We start from the raw sequence: 17,412 nt of genomic DNA on the forward strand, positions 1-17,412 counted from the left end.
CGAGGAGGGATGCAGCCATGGTTCAGCCGGCCGAACACACCGCAGGCCGACCCGCGACTCTCAACGACGTGGCGCGGCTGGCCGGGGTCTCCCAGGCCACGGCTTCCAAGGCGCTCAACGGCCGCAGCCAGGTGCGGGAGGAGACCCGGCAGCGCGTCATCGAAGCGGCCGAGCAGCTGTCGTTCCGCCCCAACCCGGTCGCCCGTAGTCTGCAGGCCGGGCCGACCCGCACGGTCGGGCTGCTCACCGGCGACCTCGAAGGACGCTTCAGCATCCCGATCCTGATGGGTGCCGAAGACGCTTTCGGTGCCGGGGAGCTGGCGGTGCTGCTGTGCGACGCGCGCGGCGACGCGATCCGCGAACGGCACCACGTCCGGGCCCTGTTGGACCGCCGCGTCGACGGCCTGATCGTGGTGGGCAGCCGTACGGACCCGCGTCCCTCGCTCGGGCGGGGGCTGCCGGTGCCGGTGGTCTACGCCTACGCGCCGTCCGAGGACCCGGACGACCTGTCGATCGTGCCCGACAACGTCGACGCCGGCCGGACCGCGGCCCGCCACCTGCTGGCCTGCGGCCGCAGCCGCATCGCCCACATCTCCGGCGACCCGACCTACGCCGCGGGCCGCGACCGTGTGCGGGGCGCGTTGGAGGTGCTGGCCGAGGCGGGTGTGACACCGGTGGGGGAGGCCCGCTTCGGCGAGTGGTCGGAGGGCTGGGGCCGCGCGGCGACGGTCATGCTCCTCGAACAGCACCCCGAACTCGACGCGATCATGTGCGGCAACGACCAGATCGCCCGCGGCGCCATCGACATCCTGCGGGAGCGGGGGCGCACGGTGCCGGAGGACGTGGCGGTGATGGGCTTCGACAACTGGAAGGTGATCACCACCGCTTCCCGCCCCCCGCTGACCAGCGTCGACATGCAGTTGGAGCACCTGGGCCGGGTGGCCGCCCGCGCCCTGTCCGAGGCGATCGCCGGTCAGCGCCGCTCAGGGACCGAGCCTCAGCCGTGCCGCCTGGTGATCCGCGGCTCCACGGCACCGGTGGCGTAGCGGGCGGGGCGAGCGCGGTCACGGGGGCGACGGCGAGGGGGCTGTGGTCTCAGCGCGCCGTCATGTCGCCGTACCAGTCGTTTGTCCCCGTTTGACGTAAGAAGTGAAGTATGTATGCTTATTACGGGGATGGAGGCAGGCGGTCGGCATGCGGCCCGAGCCGAGGCCGGCGCGGGCCCCCGGAACTGGAGGCTGGTCATGGACGCTTTGCTGAACAGAGTCCTGGACGCCGCCGGCGGCCGAGGCCGGTGGGCCCGCATACGATCCCTCCGCGCGGACCTCTCCGTCGGCGGCTCCGTCTGGGCCGCGAAGGGCTGGCCGGACGGGCTGCCCGGGATGACCGTCACCGCGGACACCCGTCGGCAGCACATCGTGATCACACCGCTCACCGCGACCGGCCTCAGCGCGGAGTTCGACAACGCCACCGCAACCGCCCTGGACGGCACCGGCGCCGGGCCGCAGCGGGTGGTACTGCGGGACACTTCGGGCCGCGTCGTGGAGGAACTCATCGACCCGCGAGCGGCTTTCACCGGGCTGGTGCGCCTCTCGCCGTGGGACGCCCCACGCCTGGGCTATTTCCTCGGCTACGCACTGTGGAACTACCTCACCACACCGCTCCTCCTGGCCCGGCCGGACGTCCTGGTCCGGGAGATCGAGCCGTGGCCGGAGGCCGGGCAGACCTGGCGCAGGCTGCGGGTGACGTATCCGCCGACGCTGGCCACCCACAGCGCGGACCAGACGTTCTACTACGACGCCGACGGCCTGCAGCGGCGCATGGACTACGTCAACGAGGTCATGGGCAGCAGCCTGGTCGCCCACTACACCGGGCACCACCGCCGTTTCGACGGGCTGGTCGTCCCGACCCGCCGCCGCATCTTCCGGCGCAACCCCGACGGGATCGCGGACCTCAGTCTCACCTCGATCACCATCGACGTGCACCGGGTCGTCCCGGTGACCGACGAGGCCGCCCCGGCGGCGGCCTGATCCATGAGAACGGGTGACAGTCATGAGCAGCACAACACTCCAGCGGTTCACCGAATCGACGGTGCGGCGGATCGACGTCGTCCTTCCCCAGCCGTACGAGGCGGCCGTCCGCCAATTCGAGGAAGTGGTCCCGCCCGCGGACCAGTCGCGGTTCCGCCGGCTCGGCACCTGGGACGCGGTGCGTGAACTCGCGGAGATCAACGCCCCGCACGGGTTGATGTCCTACTGGAAGGCCGATGTCACGGGCCTGATGGCGACCTCGCCGTCCGGCTGGAAGTGCGTCGAGTACCTGGTCGGCAACCACGTCGTCGCCCAGCGCATGTTCCACCACGACCCGGCCGCGATGCTCCACGCACCGATGCGCATGGTCCTGTACGCGGACGCCGCAGGCCGCACGCATCTGACGCTCGACCGGCCCTCGGACCTGTTCGCCTCTTACGGCAACCCGGCCATCACGCAGGTGGGCGAGCATCTCGACGGCCTGGTGGCCGATCTGCTGGACCTCCTGGGCGCGCCGGTCCCCGAGGGCCTCCGCCCCTGACCCCACGTCCGTCCGTCCGGTGCGCCGGCGGGGCTGCGGGCAGTGCCCCGTCGCGCCGCCTCAACGGCCCTATCCTGGTGCGGTGTTCTCACCCGGTGGGCCTTCGTTGCGTGACCTGGCCGTGCAGGCCTTGTCGTCCGTCGAGCACGGCTACGACCTACTCGCCCCAAGGTTCGACCGCACTCCGTTCCGCACCTCGGACCGTATCCTCGACGCGACGGCCGCGGCGCTGCGCCCGTTCGGCCCCTTCGGCGACGGGCTGGACGTGTGCTGTGGCACGGGGGCGGGTCTCCGCGTTCTGCGGCCGTTGTGCGGGGGCCGGGTCGCGGGCGTCGACTTCAGCGCGGGCATGCTCGCGCAGGCGCGCCGTGCTCACCCGGACGCTGAGTGGATACGTGCGGACGCGCGCAGGACGGTCTTCGCCGCGGAGTTCGATCTGGCCGTGAGCTTCGGTGCCTTCGGGCATTTCCTGGCCTCCGAGCGGCCGGGTCTGTTCGCGGGTGTACACCAGGCTCTCCGGCCTGGCGGGCTGTTTGCCTTTCCGGTCTTCGCACCGCCCCGCATCGCGACCCGTGGCTACTGGGTGCCCGCCGGGTTCGACGCGGTGATGCGGGTCCGGAACGCGGTCTGGCGGCCGCGGTTCGTCATGTACTACCGCACGTTCCCGCTTCGAGCGGTGCGCGCCGAGCTGTCCGCGGCGGGTTTCACCGTGCGGACCGCCGCGGTGCCCGAGTTCGGGCACCGCCCGGACGGCGCCCCTCGTTGTCGGCTGGTCATGGCCCGCAAGGCGTGATGACCGGATCCAGATCGAGGCGGTCGGGCGGCGCGCAGCAGGTGCGGCAAGGACCCGGGATTCTCCCTGTAGCCGTTGCGTTCGCCGACGAACCGCCTCACCCGACGCAGCGAGTTTGCGCTGGTGGACGGCACAGTAGTATCCCCGCATGCCGTGGATACGACGCCGTGCACGCGATGGCCGGCCTCGCGAGGAACGTCTGCCCGACCTTGAGTTCCTGGCCCTGGTGCAGGCGAGCCTGGAGCGGTTCGCGCCCGGCGTGACGCGGGGGTCCGAGTTGAAGGGCAACTCGTTGCTCAGCCCGTAGGGTTGGGCGGTGGCCGTGGCACCGCCCCACCATGGGGGCGGCCGCCATTACGACCTGGTCGCGCTGCCGGATGTGAGCGTTCAGCCGGACGTGCCCTGCTTCACCGACTGCGTGGTGGCGATGTCCGCGGACCCCGCGGATGCGGCCGACGCGTGGGTGGAGACGGCCGGCGCCTGCCTGCTGGAGCTCCTGGAGCGACAAGGGCGTTTCGCCGACCATGCGTCGCCCGGGGACGAGGGCGGGATACCTGGCTGGCACACCATCACTTCCGGCACGGTCGCTTTCGGGCTCGATACCGCCGAGAACCAGCGTTTGCAGGAAGCGCTGCTGGACGTGAACGTACTCCACCGCATCGCGGACACCTTCACCGCAGACCTGGAGTCGCCGTTCTTCAACGGGGTGAAGGTCTTCTACGGCGGGCAGCCCGGCGCGATGGAGTCCGAGGTGCGGATCAACGGCGAACGCCACGAAGCCGCTTCGGCCGCGATGGCGGCACTGGACCTGCCCGAGCCCGCGGTCTTCACGGCCGTTCGCCGGCACGCACTGCTGCTGCCGGCACCCGCGGACGGCGGAGAACCGGACTACCCGGCGACGGAACTCGGCTTGGACTCCGAGCCTGCCCATGCCCACGACGGGGCCTGCGGGTGCGGCGGGCACCTGGACCCGGAGCACCCCGGTTTCGATCTGCCCTTGCCCTACTTGGTGGCCGAACTCTCCGAGGAGGAGCGCACCCGGCGCGTCAGGGCCCACACCGACGCGATGATCGTCGCGGACGGAGTCGGGAACTTCCTCAAGGTGCGCCTGCCGGTCCCACTCGACGACGGCCGCACGGTGAAGTACCTCGCCTGGGCCTACCTCGAGGCTGCGGTGATCGAGGAAGTCGTCGCCAGGGTCCACGAGCGGACCCTGACCGGACACCGGTTCGAGGGCCTGCTGTGCAACGCGATCGAGCCCTGGGGCGAGGACGTGCTGCGCGCACCCATCGTCCTGGAGGGCCAACCTGCCAGCCGGGCCGGGGCGGTCGGCTACTGCGAGGTCGTCGAGTCCGGGCACCTGTTGCTGGGCAAGGTGCTCAGCGAGCGCTGGCCCGCGGCATTCGTGCTCGGCGACCGCGATCCCCGGCTGCGCGCGGACTGACGCGCCGCCCGGACTGCCCGCCCTCAGTGGGCCGCCCGCCCGGTTGTGTCCGACGGGGCGGGTGCGAGCAATGGCAAGCGGACCGTCCCGCCGTGATGGTGACCCGGCTCCGGCCTCCACGGACACCGTGCCTGAGTTCAGTGGCCAAGTCCGCACAGCGCAGGGAAGGACAGCGCCCGGTACGGCTGGCCCGAAGAGGTCGGCCGGACCGGGCGTCGTCGAACTCGCCACCGGTGGCGTGGACTTCGGCGCGTCAGTGACCCCTGACGCTGGTGCGGGCGGAACCGTTTCCCGGGGTGCTGTGTCCTCCTTCACAGGTGGTTCCAAGCCGGGGTGCCGGCGGGGGAGGGGGAGGGCCGTGGGACAGGTACGTGAGGGGGCACGGTGGGGAACGTGGGCCGTCGGCGGCGTCATCGGCTTGGCGGTGTTGTACTTCATCGGGGTGTTCGCGTTCGGTGGTGCGGCGTGGGTCACCGCCCCGTTCCGAGGTGCGGAGGAGCAGCGGGACAACACCGTCGGTTCGGGTGAGTTCCGTCAGACGACGTACGAGGAGTTCTTCGATCTGTGCGCGGCGGTGCAGAACGCCGAGGGAACGATCAAGGTGCTCCAGCAGGAACGCAAGACCGCTTCGGAGACCCGTGCGACGCAGATCGACCAGTCGATCACCGCGTTGAAGGCCACCCGGATCGAGTCGGTCAACACCTACAACTCCAAGGCCGCTCAGGAGCACCGCGCGCCGTTCCGCGACAAGGATCTGCCGAACCGGCTGGATCCCGCCGCCGAGCACACGACGTGCACCAACTGATCCCCGTCTCGTCCCGGGAAGAGGGCAGCACCGCATGAAGAAGTTCGCACGCATGATCCTGACCGCACTCGCCGCGCTCGCTCTGGGCGCGGCCCTGACGTCCTGCACCGAGTCCAGCCAGGACAAGGAGAACCAGGCCAAGCAGGACAGCTATGACCACCTGGTGGCCGAGCAGCCGGCGGGCCGGATGGAGTACTCGCCGACCCGTGAGGCGATCAACCAGTGGGTCAAGACGTGGGGGAAGCGGGGCAAGATTTCCTATGTCTACATCCAGAACGCCAAGGGCGAGTACGGGTACTTCATCATGAAGGGCCTACCGGTGCCGCGGTGCAAGATGCTCACGCCGACGGAGAGGGTGGAGTCCCGCTCCGAAGGCGTCGCGGTTCTCCCGCAGCCGGGCATGGACGGTACGTACACGTCGGGTTCCACGTGCAATGCCTATTACGGCTTCGACGCGACGACGGGTGCGTACATGGAGTTCACGGTCGGCACGAACCAGTCGTTCTTCCTGTTCGACCAGCCGATGTCGATGCCGGAGTACGCCACCGCCAAGCAGTTGGGGCCGTCGTCGGTGAAGGACGTCGCGAAGCAGTCCTGAGCGGCTGGGGCGGTGTTGCGGAAGGGTCTCGCCCGGACCTGTCATGCGGACGTTCGGGGGCGTCACCGACGGACCCGGCCGTCGCGCGGGTCGATGTGCGGCATGGTGGAGCCGGCGAAGCGTGATACGTCGATCGTGGTGAGCGGCTCGTTGGTGCGTGTCAGCACCGTTCCTGGCTCCGGTTCGTGAGCGGCGATCGCGCGCATGGACGAGCGCACCTGGCCCATGAAACCGCGGCGTCCACGTCGTGCCCTTGGGCGTCGCCGATCTCGAGTGCGACCGCGCCGTCGGGCAGGAAGAACGCGTCGTACCAGTCTCCGCCGATGCGCCTCACCACCCGGGCGCCGAGTGGCTGGTCGCCCTCCGGGCCGAGAGGGGTGATCGACATCGCGACATCGGGCCAGTAGGTGTCCGGGGCCCACTGGTGTCACTCAGCCAACAGCGAGTGAGTTCTTCCGGGTCGGTGATGAACTGCGGCTGCCCGGTACGGATCGCACGGCAACGGCCGGTCCTCGTCCAGCGACAGACCGAGCAGGGCATCAGCCTGCCATGTGGGGAAACCCGGCGTCCGAGGAGACCTGTCCGGCGGATCGGATACTGCCGGACAGGCCCCGGGTCGGAAGGACTCAGCGCTTGAGCATGAAGGTGACGTCGCTCTGGAGCTTGCCCCGCAGGGGGACTGTCGACACGAGGTTCCCCTCGGGAAGCAGTCTCTCGGCCTGGGCTCACGAAGAGCCGAAACCTTCGACGTTCAGACGCACCGGTCGCACAGGTATCCCCGCCGCAGAACGGACCGCGACCAGGCCAACCCTGGCACGGGCGCCCACCGGCCGCGGTGCGCCCGGTACGGCGGCGGGCCGTACGGCGACTGCCAGGCCGGCCGCTCGCTCCGACCCGAGCCGCCCACGTCGCGGCGCCGTAGGACCGGGTCCTGGAGCAGTTCGGCCGCCAGGCCGGGGTCGTTGTCGTGCAGCAGGTCCAGGAGTTCGGGTCGTACGGAACGCACCTTCATCCGCTCCAGGTTCCCCCAGCCGGTGCGCAGCACGAGGGTCCAGGCCTCGACGAGCTTGTGGTTCGCGTCGACGCGGAATGTGCCGTGCGCCCGGAAGCGCCCGGAAGCGCATCTGTGGCAACGGCGGAGAAGTATCGGCAGGCAGGTGGGCACGACCACCCAGTTCTTGGACATTGAAATACATCGGTTCCAGTGAGAAGACCGCAGCGAAAAGGAGCGCGGCGCACAGGTGCGACGCGCGACGGATCAGCGCTCGGGGGGACTCACTCGGTGTACAACGGCACGTCCTTGACAGGGCGACTGTGGGCAGGAAAACGGTAACGGCACAAGCGAGTAAGTTCCACGGATTTTCCGGCGGTTGGCGATACCGCGCGGTGGGCGCCCGCACCACCCTTGGCCCTCCGGGCATGGCCGAGATGAAGGAGTCCAAGGGGGACTGCACAAAGAACGGCTCTGGCCCGTAGCCGGTGGTGACGCCGAGTAGCCGCCCTTGATCATGATCTTGTGATGGGTGTCGGTTCTGGAGAGCTGGGACGCCGCGGGGCACCTCGGCCAGGTGCGTCTGCGTGCCCGGCTCGACACGATTGTGGAACTGGTGGGACCGGTCATCGGTGACCGGAGCGGCTCTCTCGGCCTGTCACTCGACGTCGGGCTGGGCGATCACATCGACTTGACCAGTGGGGGCCACGACCTCGACACCTACCGGTTTCCCGTGATCCGTACCTTGGGTGCCGGCCGCTTCGACGCAGCCTTCGCGCGGAAGGCGCCTGCCGCGCCCTCAACGATGGCGGTCGGGCCGGTCACACCGGCCGCACCTGACACCGATGGCTGGGGCGGGCCACAGATGGAGGTCCGCACCAGCGTGTCCGCGTCGTCCACCGCGGGGAAGCAGGCGATTCGTCGGCGGGGGAGTCGGCACCGCGGCCGGGACCGCCGCCCGGATGGCCCGCCGACGATCAAGGAGCAGAAACCGGGGACCGACCGGATGACCTCCGCCTCCCTGCCTGTGCGGGAAGGACGCGGCTACGTTATCGAGCCCAGATCGGCGGTGAACCAGCGTTCCGGCCTCATGCGGACCACGACGTGATCGGCGAGTTCCACTTCGGCCATTGCCACGAATCTGTCGAGCGCCTCACCGGAGAGGTAGCGGCCGGCCATCTCGCGATGGAGGGTGCTCGTCCCCTCGGCTACTTCTGCGACCGGTCCTTCGACCGAAACGTACCGGGGCGTCGGCTCCGTGCGCTGGACCAGCAGGCTGAAGCGGCCCGCTGCCCTGATCAGCCTCATCTTCGCCGAGCCCGCGCCCGTGAGGATCCACGGCAGACCGCCGGGCTCGTAGGTGTACCAGATCGGAATCACCAACGGCCCGCGGTTGTCGCCGGCCGCGACGCCCAGCGCGGCTACGTGCGGCTCCGCCAGAAAGCTTTCGCGTTCGTCTCGTGAAAGTTCCATGCCTCGACTGTAGGCCCGGACACTGACAACGCCGCCGCGAGACCGAGCAGGCAGAGAGCCCAGGGATCAGCATCGGGCGCTGAGTTCGGGGACCCGCCACCTGGACGCCGCCGTCGCCGACTCTCCCCGCTGAAGGACCGGCACATCAACGTCCCGGGCCGCTGTCGATTCAACGTCAAGGGCGGCGGCCCTCACCAGGGCCCGGGCTTCTTTCGTAACGCCGACGCGACGGAGGACGACGAGGACGAGAACTGACAGGCGACGCACCCGAGCCGCCAGGCCGTTCGTCGCCCCCGGCGGCCGGGCGCCGCCTGGAACCCCGCGGCCCCTGGGCGGGCATCGCTTCACTACACACGCGGCGCTCGGCTTTCGAAGGGATTTTGCGCCGGGTGCGGACCGGTGCGCAGTGCCTGACCTGCCGGAACCCGTGAGTCACGCTGCGTCCCGCTGGAACGGGCACGCGGCAGGCGCGGGGGCTTCTTCGTGCCGATCTGTCTACCGGAGGGTATTCGCGGCCCAGACGCTGGTCGTGAGGTCATCGGGGCCTTGACAGCCACCTGCGTCCGGGGGCTGTACTCCGCGGCTGAATGGCAACCGAGTTCCGTCGTCTTTCGGCACAGGCCGACGCCCCCACCGGTTCGAGCGGCTTCCCGGTAGCCCCGTCACTCTACGCATGCGGACAGACACGTTCTTCGCCGCTGCACCGCGGCAAGATGCGCGAGTATGGCTGAGTAGGCTGTTTTGTTACCAGGGAGCCTCAGATGGACGCCTCGAACGAACTGCTTCGAAGGACTTGCCCGTCGGCTCTCCTGACGCCGGAGGGTGCCATGCGCGGCCTCAACGTCGCAATGGCCTCGGCGCTGGGCAGGCCGGTGGATCAGTGCCTGGGACGTGACTTCGGTGCTCTGTGGCCCGCAAGCCAGCGGACGTCGGCCGAGAGTCTGGTGGGGCACGCAGCCAGGACGCGTACGGCCGCGATGCGGGTGCTGGAGTTCCCCGGGCACAGCGGAGTACCTGTGGCCTGCTTGATCGAGGCGCGGTATGTCAAAGGTGCTGTCGGCGGCGAGCAGTTGATCTGGGTGCACGCGCTGGATTCGGGCAAGGACCTGCGCAGCCTGGTGATCCCGTTCCGGCTGGCCACCGAGGCCGCCGACCTCGGCCTGTGGATGTACACATCCCATCGGGACCAGCTGGAGTGGCTCGGTGGCGCGCCCGCGGTGGCCGCGCTCTTCCCGGATTCCACTGCGCCGTTTTCCAGTGCGTTCTCAGCAGTGCACCCCGACGACCGGGAAGCCTTCCGGCAGCTCCTGGGCTCGACCCCCATCCAGCAGTCCTCCTGGGTGAGTTTGCGATACCTCACCCAGCACGACGGCTGGCATCAACTGGCCGTCCAGACCCGTCGGCTCCAGCTGGGGTACGGCGGCCCCGAGCGGATCTTCGGGGTGGTTCGCGACGACACACAGCAGGAGATGCGCAAACGGAAGGCGCGGGCCGCACTGGCGGCCGAGCGACAGCGCGCCAAGGACATCGCCGACTTCTCCTCCGCCTTGATCACCGCGGCCACGGAGCAGGAGTTGCAGCAGGTCGTCCTGACCCGGCTCGCCGCGACCTTCGGCGCCTGCGGCGCCCTGCTCGCACTCGTCGACGCCGACCGTTTGCATGTCTCCGCCGATGCCGGAATAGCGATGCGCGAGGTCGAGGCCCTGCACGGCCTGCGGCTGGACCATGCGAGTCCGTTGCCCGAGGCGATCCGTACCGGCAAGCCGCAGTTCGTCCGCAATCGGAAGCACCACAGCCAGCGCTGGCCGCACGGCCCATTTCCAAGGATCGACCGGCTCGGCTCGGACTACGCCTTCGCGATCACTCCCCTTGGCGAGACCGCCGATCAGCCGCTCGGGGCGTGGGGGATGGTTTACGACAGCGGATACCAGCCGTCCCTGGACGAGCGGACCCTCATGGGCACGCTGGCCAATCTGGCAGGCCAGGCACTCGGGCGCATCCGGTTGCAGCAGGCGCGAGTCGAGCTGGCCACGGCGCTGCAGAAGACCATGCTTCCGACGTTGCCCGAGCATCTGCCGGGTCTGGAGGTCGCCGCCCGCTACCGGCCCAGCCGGGGCGGTCTGGACGTCGGCGGAGACTGGTACGACGCTTTCGTGACGCCCGACGGCGCGATCGCCCTGGAGATCGGCGACGTTCAGGGGCACGACGTCGACGCCGCTGCCTTCATGGGCCAGGTCCGCTTGTCGATGCGCGCGATCGCCGACCAGGAACCGGACCCCGCAACCGTGCTGACCCGTACCAACGAGCTGCTGACCGCAATGGATCCGGCACGATTCGCCAGCTGCACCATGCTGTCCATCGACCCGCGCGGTGGACAGGTCACCGGCTCCAGCGCCGGCCATGTGCCGGTGCTGTGCGCGCACAGAGACGGCAGCCACGAGGTTCGTGAGCTGCCGGGCGGGCCGGTCCTGGGCGTCATGCCCGGGATCAAATACCGCGAGGAGACCTTCGCGCTGGACGAAAACACCGCGCTGATCATGGTTACCGACGGCGTGGTCGAAGGACCAGGCCTGACACTGGACGCTGGAATGGAACGAGCGGGAACACTCGCCGCCCAAGCCGTCCACGACGGGCTGGACGTCGAGGAGACCGCCGACCGCATTCTCGACGCCGCGGTCGCGGTCGACCATCTCGATGACGTGGCCGTGCTGGTCCTGCGACGCACATGACGGCGCCCGCGTCCTCCCACATCTGCTGTGTGGACCTCAGTAGGAGCGTGGGCGAGGCCGGACGCGCGCCGCGCGAACGGCGGAGCGTAACCGAGCCCGCCGCCGAGAAGCTGATGACGCACCACCCGCTGGAACGACTCCCACGGCTCATCCGGCACCAGCTGCTCAACCATCCCTGTCACGACCAACAGCTCACCCAGCCAGATGAGATGACTTCTATGAAGCTGTTGTTTTCTCGATTTTGAGAGATGCGCGTCGAACGGGAGTCCCGATCGGGTGGTCGGGGGCGCTGGGCGCATACGAACAGGGGCTCTTGAACAGCTCGTTGGTGTCGAATCGCCGAGCCGCAGGAGGCCCTGGTGCAGCAGTCTTGCGTGCCGATGGTCAGGCAGGCCAGTGCGGTCACCTGGGCGTGTGACTGCCTGGCTCACCGGTTCGGAAACGCCGCCGACAACGGGACGCGGCAGCCTCGCTACCGGACCACCACGCCTCGGCCAACACGACGGATTTCAAGAGGACTTCACCGGAACGAATAAAGATCACCAACAGCGTCCTTTCTGGGACAGAGTCCATGAAGTGGAATGGAACCGTTGTTCATTGGCATGGCCACCCACTCCTCGACTCCACGTGCGACCGTGCCGCGGCGTGGCGCCACCTGTCTCACCCGGATGCCGCGAGCCGACTGGGCACCGGAGCGACCTTGTCGAGGCGTCGTCGGGTCTCGTCCGCGTCGAGGGGCCCGCCGTGGCCGGGGAGTAGGCGCTGCGGACGGCGGTCGAGCTCGGTCCTGAGCGCCCTGCGCACTCCGACGGCGTCCTCGGTGAAGAAATGGCGTTTCGGGCTCTGGCGGCGCAGCACGCCACCGCGGACCAGGTCGCCGACGAGCGTGTCGTCGCCGACGCGGACGACGAGCGACCCGGGGGTGTGGCCGCCGAACCGCTCGGCGTGCGCGTCGACACCATAGGGACTCAGGTCGAACTTGTCCTCCACCAGGATGTCGGCTTCGACCGGCTGGGCCTTCGCGCGGAGGACCATGGGCCTCAATATCGCACCGGCTGGATGACTGATCGGGAGTACGCCGATGCGTCCGGTGCGCAGGAGTTGTTCGTCACCCAGGCCGGCCACGATCGGAACGCCGGCATCCGCGAACGACGCCGCCATGCCGCTGTGGTCGTTGTGGCCGTGGGTCAGGAGGACCAGGGCGATGTCGCGAGGCTGAAGGCCCTGCGCGGACAGCGCGTCGCGCAGGCGGTCGCCGTCCTCCGGTCCGCCCGTGTCCACGAGGATCGCCTGCTCGCCACGCAGGAGATAGGCGTTGCTGTTGCCCATGGAAAGCGGAGTGACGGTCGTGGCGGTCATGCGGTGCACCGTGACCCTTCGGCGCCGGCACCGACGTTCATGCGGCTGTCGACGGTGAGTATGTGAACGAGAACGTCCATGACCATCTCCCTTCACGCTACCGATGTAACTTTACGGCCGTAAGTAGAGCATGAGAACTTACGGCTGTAAAGTCATCGTCATGGCTCCAGCGGCAGCACGCAGACGCAACCCCCGAGGTCAGGGAGGGCAACTCCGTGACGAGATCGTGACCGCAGCCCGTGAGCTGCTGGTCGAGACCGGATCGGACAGCGCGGTGACCTTGCGGGCGATCGCCCGCAAGGTCGGCATCGCGCCACCGTCGATCTATGCGCACTTCGACACGCCCGACCAGATCGTGGAGGCCGTGGTCAGCGAAACCCGCTCACTGCTGGTGCGTCATCTTGAGACCGCCCGGGCGGGAGCGGACGGCGCGCGTGAACGACTTCTGGCCGACTGTCACGCCTATCTCGTCTTCGGTGCCGAACAGCCCGAGCTCTACGCCCTTCTGTTCTCGCGCCCGCGGCCCAGGGGTAGTAGCACCACAGAAGAACGCATTGACCAAGCGGTACGCCAGCTCGCGCCCATTGTCGGCGAGCCCATCGCGAGTCAGCTTGCTCCCGCCGAAGCATTCTCGATACTTCTGCGCGACGTCGCCGATGCGATGCGCGACGGCACGTCCCGTGCGGAGGATGCGCTCGCCACGGCGACCGCTCTTTGGGCGGCTCTGCACGGCCTCATTCTGCTCCGCGCTCGCATTCCCCGATTCCCGTGGCCGCCACCAGGTCCGCTGGAGGACGAGATCATCAGTCGGCTCGCATACCTGCACGACCCTGCACCCAGATGACCGCTTGCTCGGCGCGACGCTGCCAGATCGTCAGGGCCGGATTCGAACTCTCCCTAAGAAAGCGCTGGGCGCTTACGAACAGGGGCTCTAGAACGCTCTAGAACAGCTCGTTGGTGTCGAATCGCCGAGCAGCAGGAGGCCCTGGTGCAGCAGCCATGCGTGCCGATGGCCGGGCAGCCCAGTGCGGTCACCTGGGAGTGTGACGGGACTTCTGGTGGTGACGCCGAGCCTCCGAGAGAGGTGGTGGCTGCTGCACCGGTGGTCAGCGCTCTTCGCGTCGGCTGCGGATGCTGAGGGCGATGACGGAGACAAGGAACCAGAAGGCACCGAAGGCCGAGTATCCGGCGACGGTGGACAGGCTGCTCGTCGCCGAGGTGGACGTGGCGGCGATGGTGGCGCCGGCGAGTACGGACTGTCCGCCACTGATGACCATGGGCCACTGGGCGCCGACGGTGCGCCGGCGCCGGAGCGCCACGACGAGCTGGATGGCTCCGGAAAGGAGGGCCCAGACGCCGAACACGAGAAGGGCCGTCCCGATGGTGGAGAACACGGCGATGATCATTCCGGCGGTGGTGACCAGGCCGAGACCCAGGTTGACGGTACTGGCACGGTTCGCGGAGCCGGTGCCGGCCAGGCGACGCTCGAGGAGCGTGGCGATCGCGTCCCACAGGGGGTAGACCACGAGGAGCACGGCCGCGATCACGCTGGGGCTGTCCGTCGACACGAGCGAGGCGGAGGTCGTGAGGACAAGTGCCACCCAGGTCAGGGAGAACACGACTCGGATCAGGTGGAGCGATCGGAGCCCGGAAGGCGTCGTCGCGGCCATGGTCGAAGTGGTCGAGGTTACGGTGGTGGTCTGAGTCATCGGGTGTCCCGTGGTGATCGTGACGGTGTGAGACGGTCGCCTCGATGACGAGTCTCAGCGGCTTCGGGGGGCGCCGTGTACTTCGAACGAAGTAGTTCTGCCATCCGCTTCGACGGCATGCGTTCCGGAGTCCCGATCGACCGAGGCGGCTGCACGGTCTACTTCATCCGAAGTACACGGCCGCCGCACACGTGAACGAGAATCGGCTCATGGTCAAGGCGCAGAACAGTCAGGACGGGCTCGCGGCACCGCTGTGGGTCCGCAGCCCCGAGGTGCTGCACCGAGTCGCCTATGGGCTGGCGGCGCTGGTGTTCACCGGTCAGATCGTGGCAGTGATCCTGAGGGGGTCGGACTGGCCGACGGCCCTGTCCGTGCTCCTCGCCGGCATCGGTGTCGCCCTCTCGTGGTGGAAGCCGTGGGCGGGGTTGGTCGTGACGAGTGCGGCGTCCTTCGCCGTCACATCGGTGGGCGGCGACCCGCTGTCGGTGTGGATGATGGCGGTGCTCGTACTGTTCTCGGTCACCCTCAGGGGCAAGCAGCCGCTGGCCGGAACCGGCATCGTGGCGGCTTGCTTCCTCGGGGCGTTCATGACACTCGGGGGTTTCCGTGGCGGTGCGGTCGTGGGAGTCGCCGCCGTCTTCTCTGCTGTGGGAGGAGGTGCGACAGGGGCCGCGCTCCGCATCCATCGGGACCACTGGTGGATCCTGGAGGAACGCGCCGAAAGCGCCATCGCCACGCGCGAGATCGAAGCCACCCGGCGCGTGACCGAGGAACGACTCCGCATCGCCCGGGACCTCCACGACGTCATCGGCCACCAGGTCGCGATGCTGAGCCTGCACCTCGGTGCAGCGGAGATCGGACTGCCCGAAGATGCCGAATCCTCCCGGCAGGCCCTGGTCTCAGCCAGGTCCAGCGCCCGCACCGTCGTCGTCGAAACGCAACGTATCCTCGCGCTCCTCCGCCTCGGGGACGACATCTCCGACGACGAGGCGCTCCGGCCGACCCCGGCGCTCAGCGGCCTGGAAGGACTCATCGCCTCCTTCGAGAGCATCGGCCTCGACATCCGCCCCTCCATAAACGTCCCCGCCGGCTTCGTGGAGCCCAGCGTCGGAGTGACGGTCTACCGGGTCGTTCAGGAAGCGCTCACGAATGCCTACCGGCACGGAGAGGGGACGGTAACGGTGGAGGTGCGCGAGCGCGACGGCAGGATCTGCGTCACCGTGGAGAACCGCGTCGGCCGCTCACCCCGCGGCTCCGACTCCGGCAGCGGACTCGGACTCGTGGGGATGCGCGAACGTGTCGAGTCCTCCAGCGGGCGGCTGACGATCGACAGTCACGACGGGCGATTCCGGGTCCACGCGGAGTTCAGCGCCCTGGGAGCCGTCGTCCGATGACGCGGATTGTGATCGTCGACGACCAGGACGACATAAGGGCCGGGATCCGGGCGATGCTCCGGCTCGACCCTGGTCTCGTCGTCGTGGGTGATCTCTCCGATGGACTCCAGGTCATCCCCTTCCTCCGGGTGCACCCCGTCGACCTGGTCCTGATGGACATCCGAATGCCCGGCATCGACGGTGTCGAAGCCACCCGCCGGATCCGCGCAGAGCATCCACCGGAAAAGACCCGCGTGATCGTGCTGACCACCTTCGACCAGGACGACATCGTTCTCGCCGCCCTGCGCGCGGGCGCCAACGGTTTCCTGAGCAAGACCGTGAGCCCCGCCGAACTCGTCGCCGGAATCATCGAGGTCGTCGGCGGTGGCGGTGCGCTGTCGGCCGCCGCGACGGCCGCGCTCATCGGTCACATGACCGACAGACCGCCCCCGGTGATCGACCAGGAACTGCTGCAACGCTTCGGCGCTCTGACACCCAGGGAGCGGGACGTGGTCGTTCTCGTTGCGAGCGGCCTCGGCAACGACGAGATCGCGGCCCAGATGTCCGTGTCGCCGTTCACCGTGAAGACGCACGCGGTGCGGGCCATGACGAAGGTCGGCGCACGTGATCGGGCGCAGCTCGTCTCGTTCGCCTTCCGAGCCGGCCTCTACCCCTGAGCCGGGCGCGTCATCCGCGCTGTGCGCGTGTGCTCACGTCCGATGGTGTGGTCACCGAGCGCGTGCAGCCGACTTCCGGAACGTTGGACACAGCCTCGCCAGAGGGGTCGACTCGGCAGCACGTTCCGCCCTGGCAGCACCAATCGAGAATTGGGCGGACGCATTTCAATCTCGCAGCGGGCACCCCCAGGAAGCAGGCGGGTCAGCCGGCAAACGGACTGCAGAGTGCTACCGCACCAGCGACGAGCGAGGCACGCTCTCCGCTGGTGCCCGCCGAAATCGCGGTGGCCGCCCGCCGTGGTGTTGCGGGACGGCCAGATACGCCTGTCGGACAGAAGGCCGGTCCTTCGCGGCGCTGGCCGGGTGCGGCTGGACAGCCACGAGGCCCCCACGGGTCACCGGCACGCTTCGCGTTGGCCCCGCCTCCCTCACGGCAGGAGGGCTGCTGTGCAAGTCGACATCCCTCGACGGCGCCGCTCAGCCAACGGGACCAAACCACCCCTACCACCAGCCAAGAACGACACCAACGCGCTGCAGAACGGTGTCCCAAGTGCGCGGGGGAGATGTTTGGGCACCCCGCCTCAGTGAAGTGCTGCCCGCCTCTGCCAGTAGGCGAGGTGATAGCGGCTGTCACGGGTGCCAGGATGATCGGTGCCCATTATTCGCTCGCAGTCGGCTACCAGCTCGACCATCAGGCGGACCGCCTCAGCCGGATTGCCCGCCTCACCAATGAAGCGGGCATGTTGATGGCGGCAGTCCAAGGTGTCGCGGTGGTCCGGGCCCCGGACCACCGCGGGTCACGTCCGTTGGAGTGGTGTATCGACGGCCACTCGGTGATCTCTTCTTTGAGGCTATGCGGTGAGTTCGGTGGGCAGGACGGTGTCGTCGTT

19 protein-coding genes are annotated in these 17,412 nt (G+C 68.8%); 13 read left to right on the forward strand and 6 right to left on the reverse strand.

Annotated features, from left to right (window positions below; genetic code table 11):
* Positions 1 to 17: 17 nt before the first annotated feature.
* The 8 genes from ACFYXS_RS38930 (at position 18) to ACFYXS_RS38965 (ending at position 6,211) form a co-directional block, all read left to right on the forward strand.
* Complete coding sequence (locus ACFYXS_RS38930; RefSeq protein ID WP_389256540.1) at positions 18 to 1,046, forward strand: LacI family DNA-binding transcriptional regulator; 1,029 nt, start codon at positions 18 to 20, stop codon at positions 1,044 to 1,046.
* Between the two features lie 198 nt (positions 1,047 to 1,244).
* Positions 1,245 to 2,030, forward strand: a complete 786-nt coding sequence (locus tag ACFYXS_RS38935) for a hypothetical protein (RefSeq protein ID WP_389256541.1) — start codon at positions 1,245 to 1,247, stop codon at positions 2,028 to 2,030.
* 22 nt (positions 2,031 to 2,052) lie between these two features.
* Positions 2,053 to 2,571 carry a DUF302 domain-containing protein gene (locus tag ACFYXS_RS38940; protein WP_389256542.1) on the forward strand — a complete coding sequence of 173 codons (519 nt, stop codon included), beginning with the start codon at positions 2,053 to 2,055 and terminating at the stop codon, positions 2,569 to 2,571.
* A gap of 82 nt (positions 2,572 to 2,653) precedes the next feature.
* Complete coding sequence (locus ACFYXS_RS38945) at positions 2,654 to 3,364, forward strand: class I SAM-dependent DNA methyltransferase (RefSeq protein WP_389256543.1); 711 nt, start codon at positions 2,654 to 2,656, stop codon at positions 3,362 to 3,364.
* Between the two features lie 148 nt (positions 3,365 to 3,512).
* Positions 3,513 to 3,671 carry a hypothetical protein gene (locus ACFYXS_RS38950; RefSeq protein WP_389256544.1) on the forward strand — a complete coding sequence of 53 codons (159 nt, stop codon included), beginning with the start codon at positions 3,513 to 3,515 and terminating at the stop codon, positions 3,669 to 3,671.
* Positions 3,672 to 3,680: 9 nt separating this feature from the next.
* Positions 3,681 to 4,808, forward strand: coding sequence for a DUF6348 family protein (locus tag ACFYXS_RS38955; RefSeq protein ID WP_389256545.1), 1,128 nt, complete (start codon positions 3,681 to 3,683; stop codon positions 4,806 to 4,808).
* 358 nt (positions 4,809 to 5,166) lie between these two features.
* Positions 5,167 to 5,613, forward strand: coding sequence for a hypothetical protein (locus ACFYXS_RS38960; RefSeq protein WP_389256546.1), 447 nt, complete (start codon positions 5,167 to 5,169; stop codon positions 5,611 to 5,613).
* Between the two features lie 34 nt (positions 5,614 to 5,647).
* A complete protein-coding gene (locus tag ACFYXS_RS38965; RefSeq protein WP_389256547.1) occupies positions 5,648 to 6,211 on the forward strand; it encodes a hypothetical protein in 564 nt (187 codons plus the stop codon).
* A gap of 62 nt (positions 6,212 to 6,273) precedes the next feature.
* Here ACFYXS_RS38965 and ACFYXS_RS38970 read toward each other — a convergent pair whose 3' ends face one another.
* Together ACFYXS_RS38970 and ACFYXS_RS38975 are read right to left on the reverse strand one after the other, a co-directional pair.
* Positions 6,274 to 6,417 carry a hypothetical protein gene (locus ACFYXS_RS38970; RefSeq protein ID WP_389256548.1) on the reverse strand — a complete coding sequence of 48 codons (144 nt, stop codon included), beginning with the start codon at positions 6,415 to 6,417 and terminating at the stop codon, positions 6,274 to 6,276.
* A gap of 545 nt (positions 6,418 to 6,962) precedes the next feature.
* Positions 6,963 to 7,397, reverse strand: coding sequence for a DUF1062 domain-containing protein (locus tag ACFYXS_RS38975; RefSeq protein ID WP_389256549.1), 435 nt, complete (start codon positions 7,395 to 7,397; stop codon positions 6,963 to 6,965).
* A gap of 337 nt (positions 7,398 to 7,734) precedes the next feature.
* Between ACFYXS_RS38975 and ACFYXS_RS38980 the strand changes: the two genes are divergently transcribed.
* Positions 7,735 to 8,310 (forward strand): hypothetical protein, encoded by a 576-nt coding sequence (locus ACFYXS_RS38980; protein ID WP_389256550.1) that lies wholly within the window; start codon positions 7,735 to 7,737, stop codon positions 8,308 to 8,310.
* Here the strand turns inward: ACFYXS_RS38980 and ACFYXS_RS38985 are convergent.
* Positions 8,247 to 8,675, reverse strand: a complete 429-nt coding sequence (locus tag ACFYXS_RS38985; RefSeq protein ID WP_389256551.1) for a pyridoxamine 5'-phosphate oxidase family protein — start codon at positions 8,673 to 8,675, stop codon at positions 8,247 to 8,249. The genes ACFYXS_RS38980 and ACFYXS_RS38985 overlap by 64 nt on opposite strands.
* Positions 8,676 to 9,436: 761 nt before the next feature.
* Here ACFYXS_RS38985 and ACFYXS_RS38990 point away from each other — a divergent pair.
* Positions 9,437 to 11,404, forward strand: a complete 1,968-nt coding sequence (locus ACFYXS_RS38990) for a SpoIIE family protein phosphatase (RefSeq protein WP_389256552.1) — start codon at positions 9,437 to 9,439, stop codon at positions 11,402 to 11,404.
* Between the two features lie 660 nt (positions 11,405 to 12,064).
* Here ACFYXS_RS38990 and ACFYXS_RS38995 read toward each other — a convergent pair.
* Positions 12,065 to 12,763 carry an MBL fold metallo-hydrolase gene (locus tag ACFYXS_RS38995; protein WP_389256553.1) on the reverse strand — a complete coding sequence of 233 codons (699 nt, stop codon included), beginning with the start codon at positions 12,761 to 12,763 and terminating at the stop codon, positions 12,065 to 12,067.
* 226 nt (positions 12,764 to 12,989) lie between these two features.
* Here ACFYXS_RS38995 and ACFYXS_RS39000 point away from each other — a divergent pair, with 226 nt between their 5' ends.
* A complete protein-coding gene (locus tag ACFYXS_RS39000) occupies positions 12,990 to 13,607 on the forward strand; it encodes a TetR/AcrR family transcriptional regulator (RefSeq protein ID WP_389256554.1) in 618 nt (205 codons plus the stop codon).
* 262 nt (positions 13,608 to 13,869) lie between these two features.
* On the opposite strand, the gene ACFYXS_RS39005 is transcribed toward ACFYXS_RS39000, so the two are convergent.
* On the reverse strand, positions 13,870 to 14,472 hold the full coding sequence (locus ACFYXS_RS39005) for a hypothetical protein (RefSeq protein WP_389256555.1): 603 nt from the start codon (positions 14,470 to 14,472) through the stop codon (positions 13,870 to 13,872).
* Between the two features lie 209 nt (positions 14,473 to 14,681).
* Here ACFYXS_RS39005 and ACFYXS_RS39010 point away from each other — a divergent pair, with 209 nt between their 5' ends.
* Positions 14,682 to 15,866 (forward strand): sensor histidine kinase, encoded by a 1,185-nt coding sequence (locus ACFYXS_RS39010; protein WP_389256556.1) that lies wholly within the window; start codon positions 14,682 to 14,684, stop codon positions 15,864 to 15,866.
* Positions 15,863 to 16,522, forward strand: a complete 660-nt coding sequence (locus ACFYXS_RS39015; protein WP_389256557.1) for a response regulator — start codon at positions 15,863 to 15,865, stop codon at positions 16,520 to 16,522. Before ACFYXS_RS39010 ends, ACFYXS_RS39015 begins: the two co-directional genes overlap by 4 nt.
* A 581-nt stretch (positions 16,523 to 17,103) precedes the next feature.
* On the opposite strand, the gene ACFYXS_RS39020 is transcribed toward ACFYXS_RS39015, so the two are convergent.
* Entirely contained in the window at positions 17,104 to 17,313 is a 210-nt protein-coding gene (locus tag ACFYXS_RS39020) for a tetratricopeptide repeat protein (RefSeq protein ID WP_389256558.1), read from the reverse strand.
* Positions 17,314 to 17,412: the final 99 nt, after the last annotated feature.

Origin of the sequence: Streptomyces sp. NPDC002574 (assembly GCF_042889545.1) — a bacterium.
Taxonomy (GTDB): Bacteria; Actinomycetota; Actinomycetes; order Streptomycetales; family Streptomycetaceae; genus Actinacidiphila.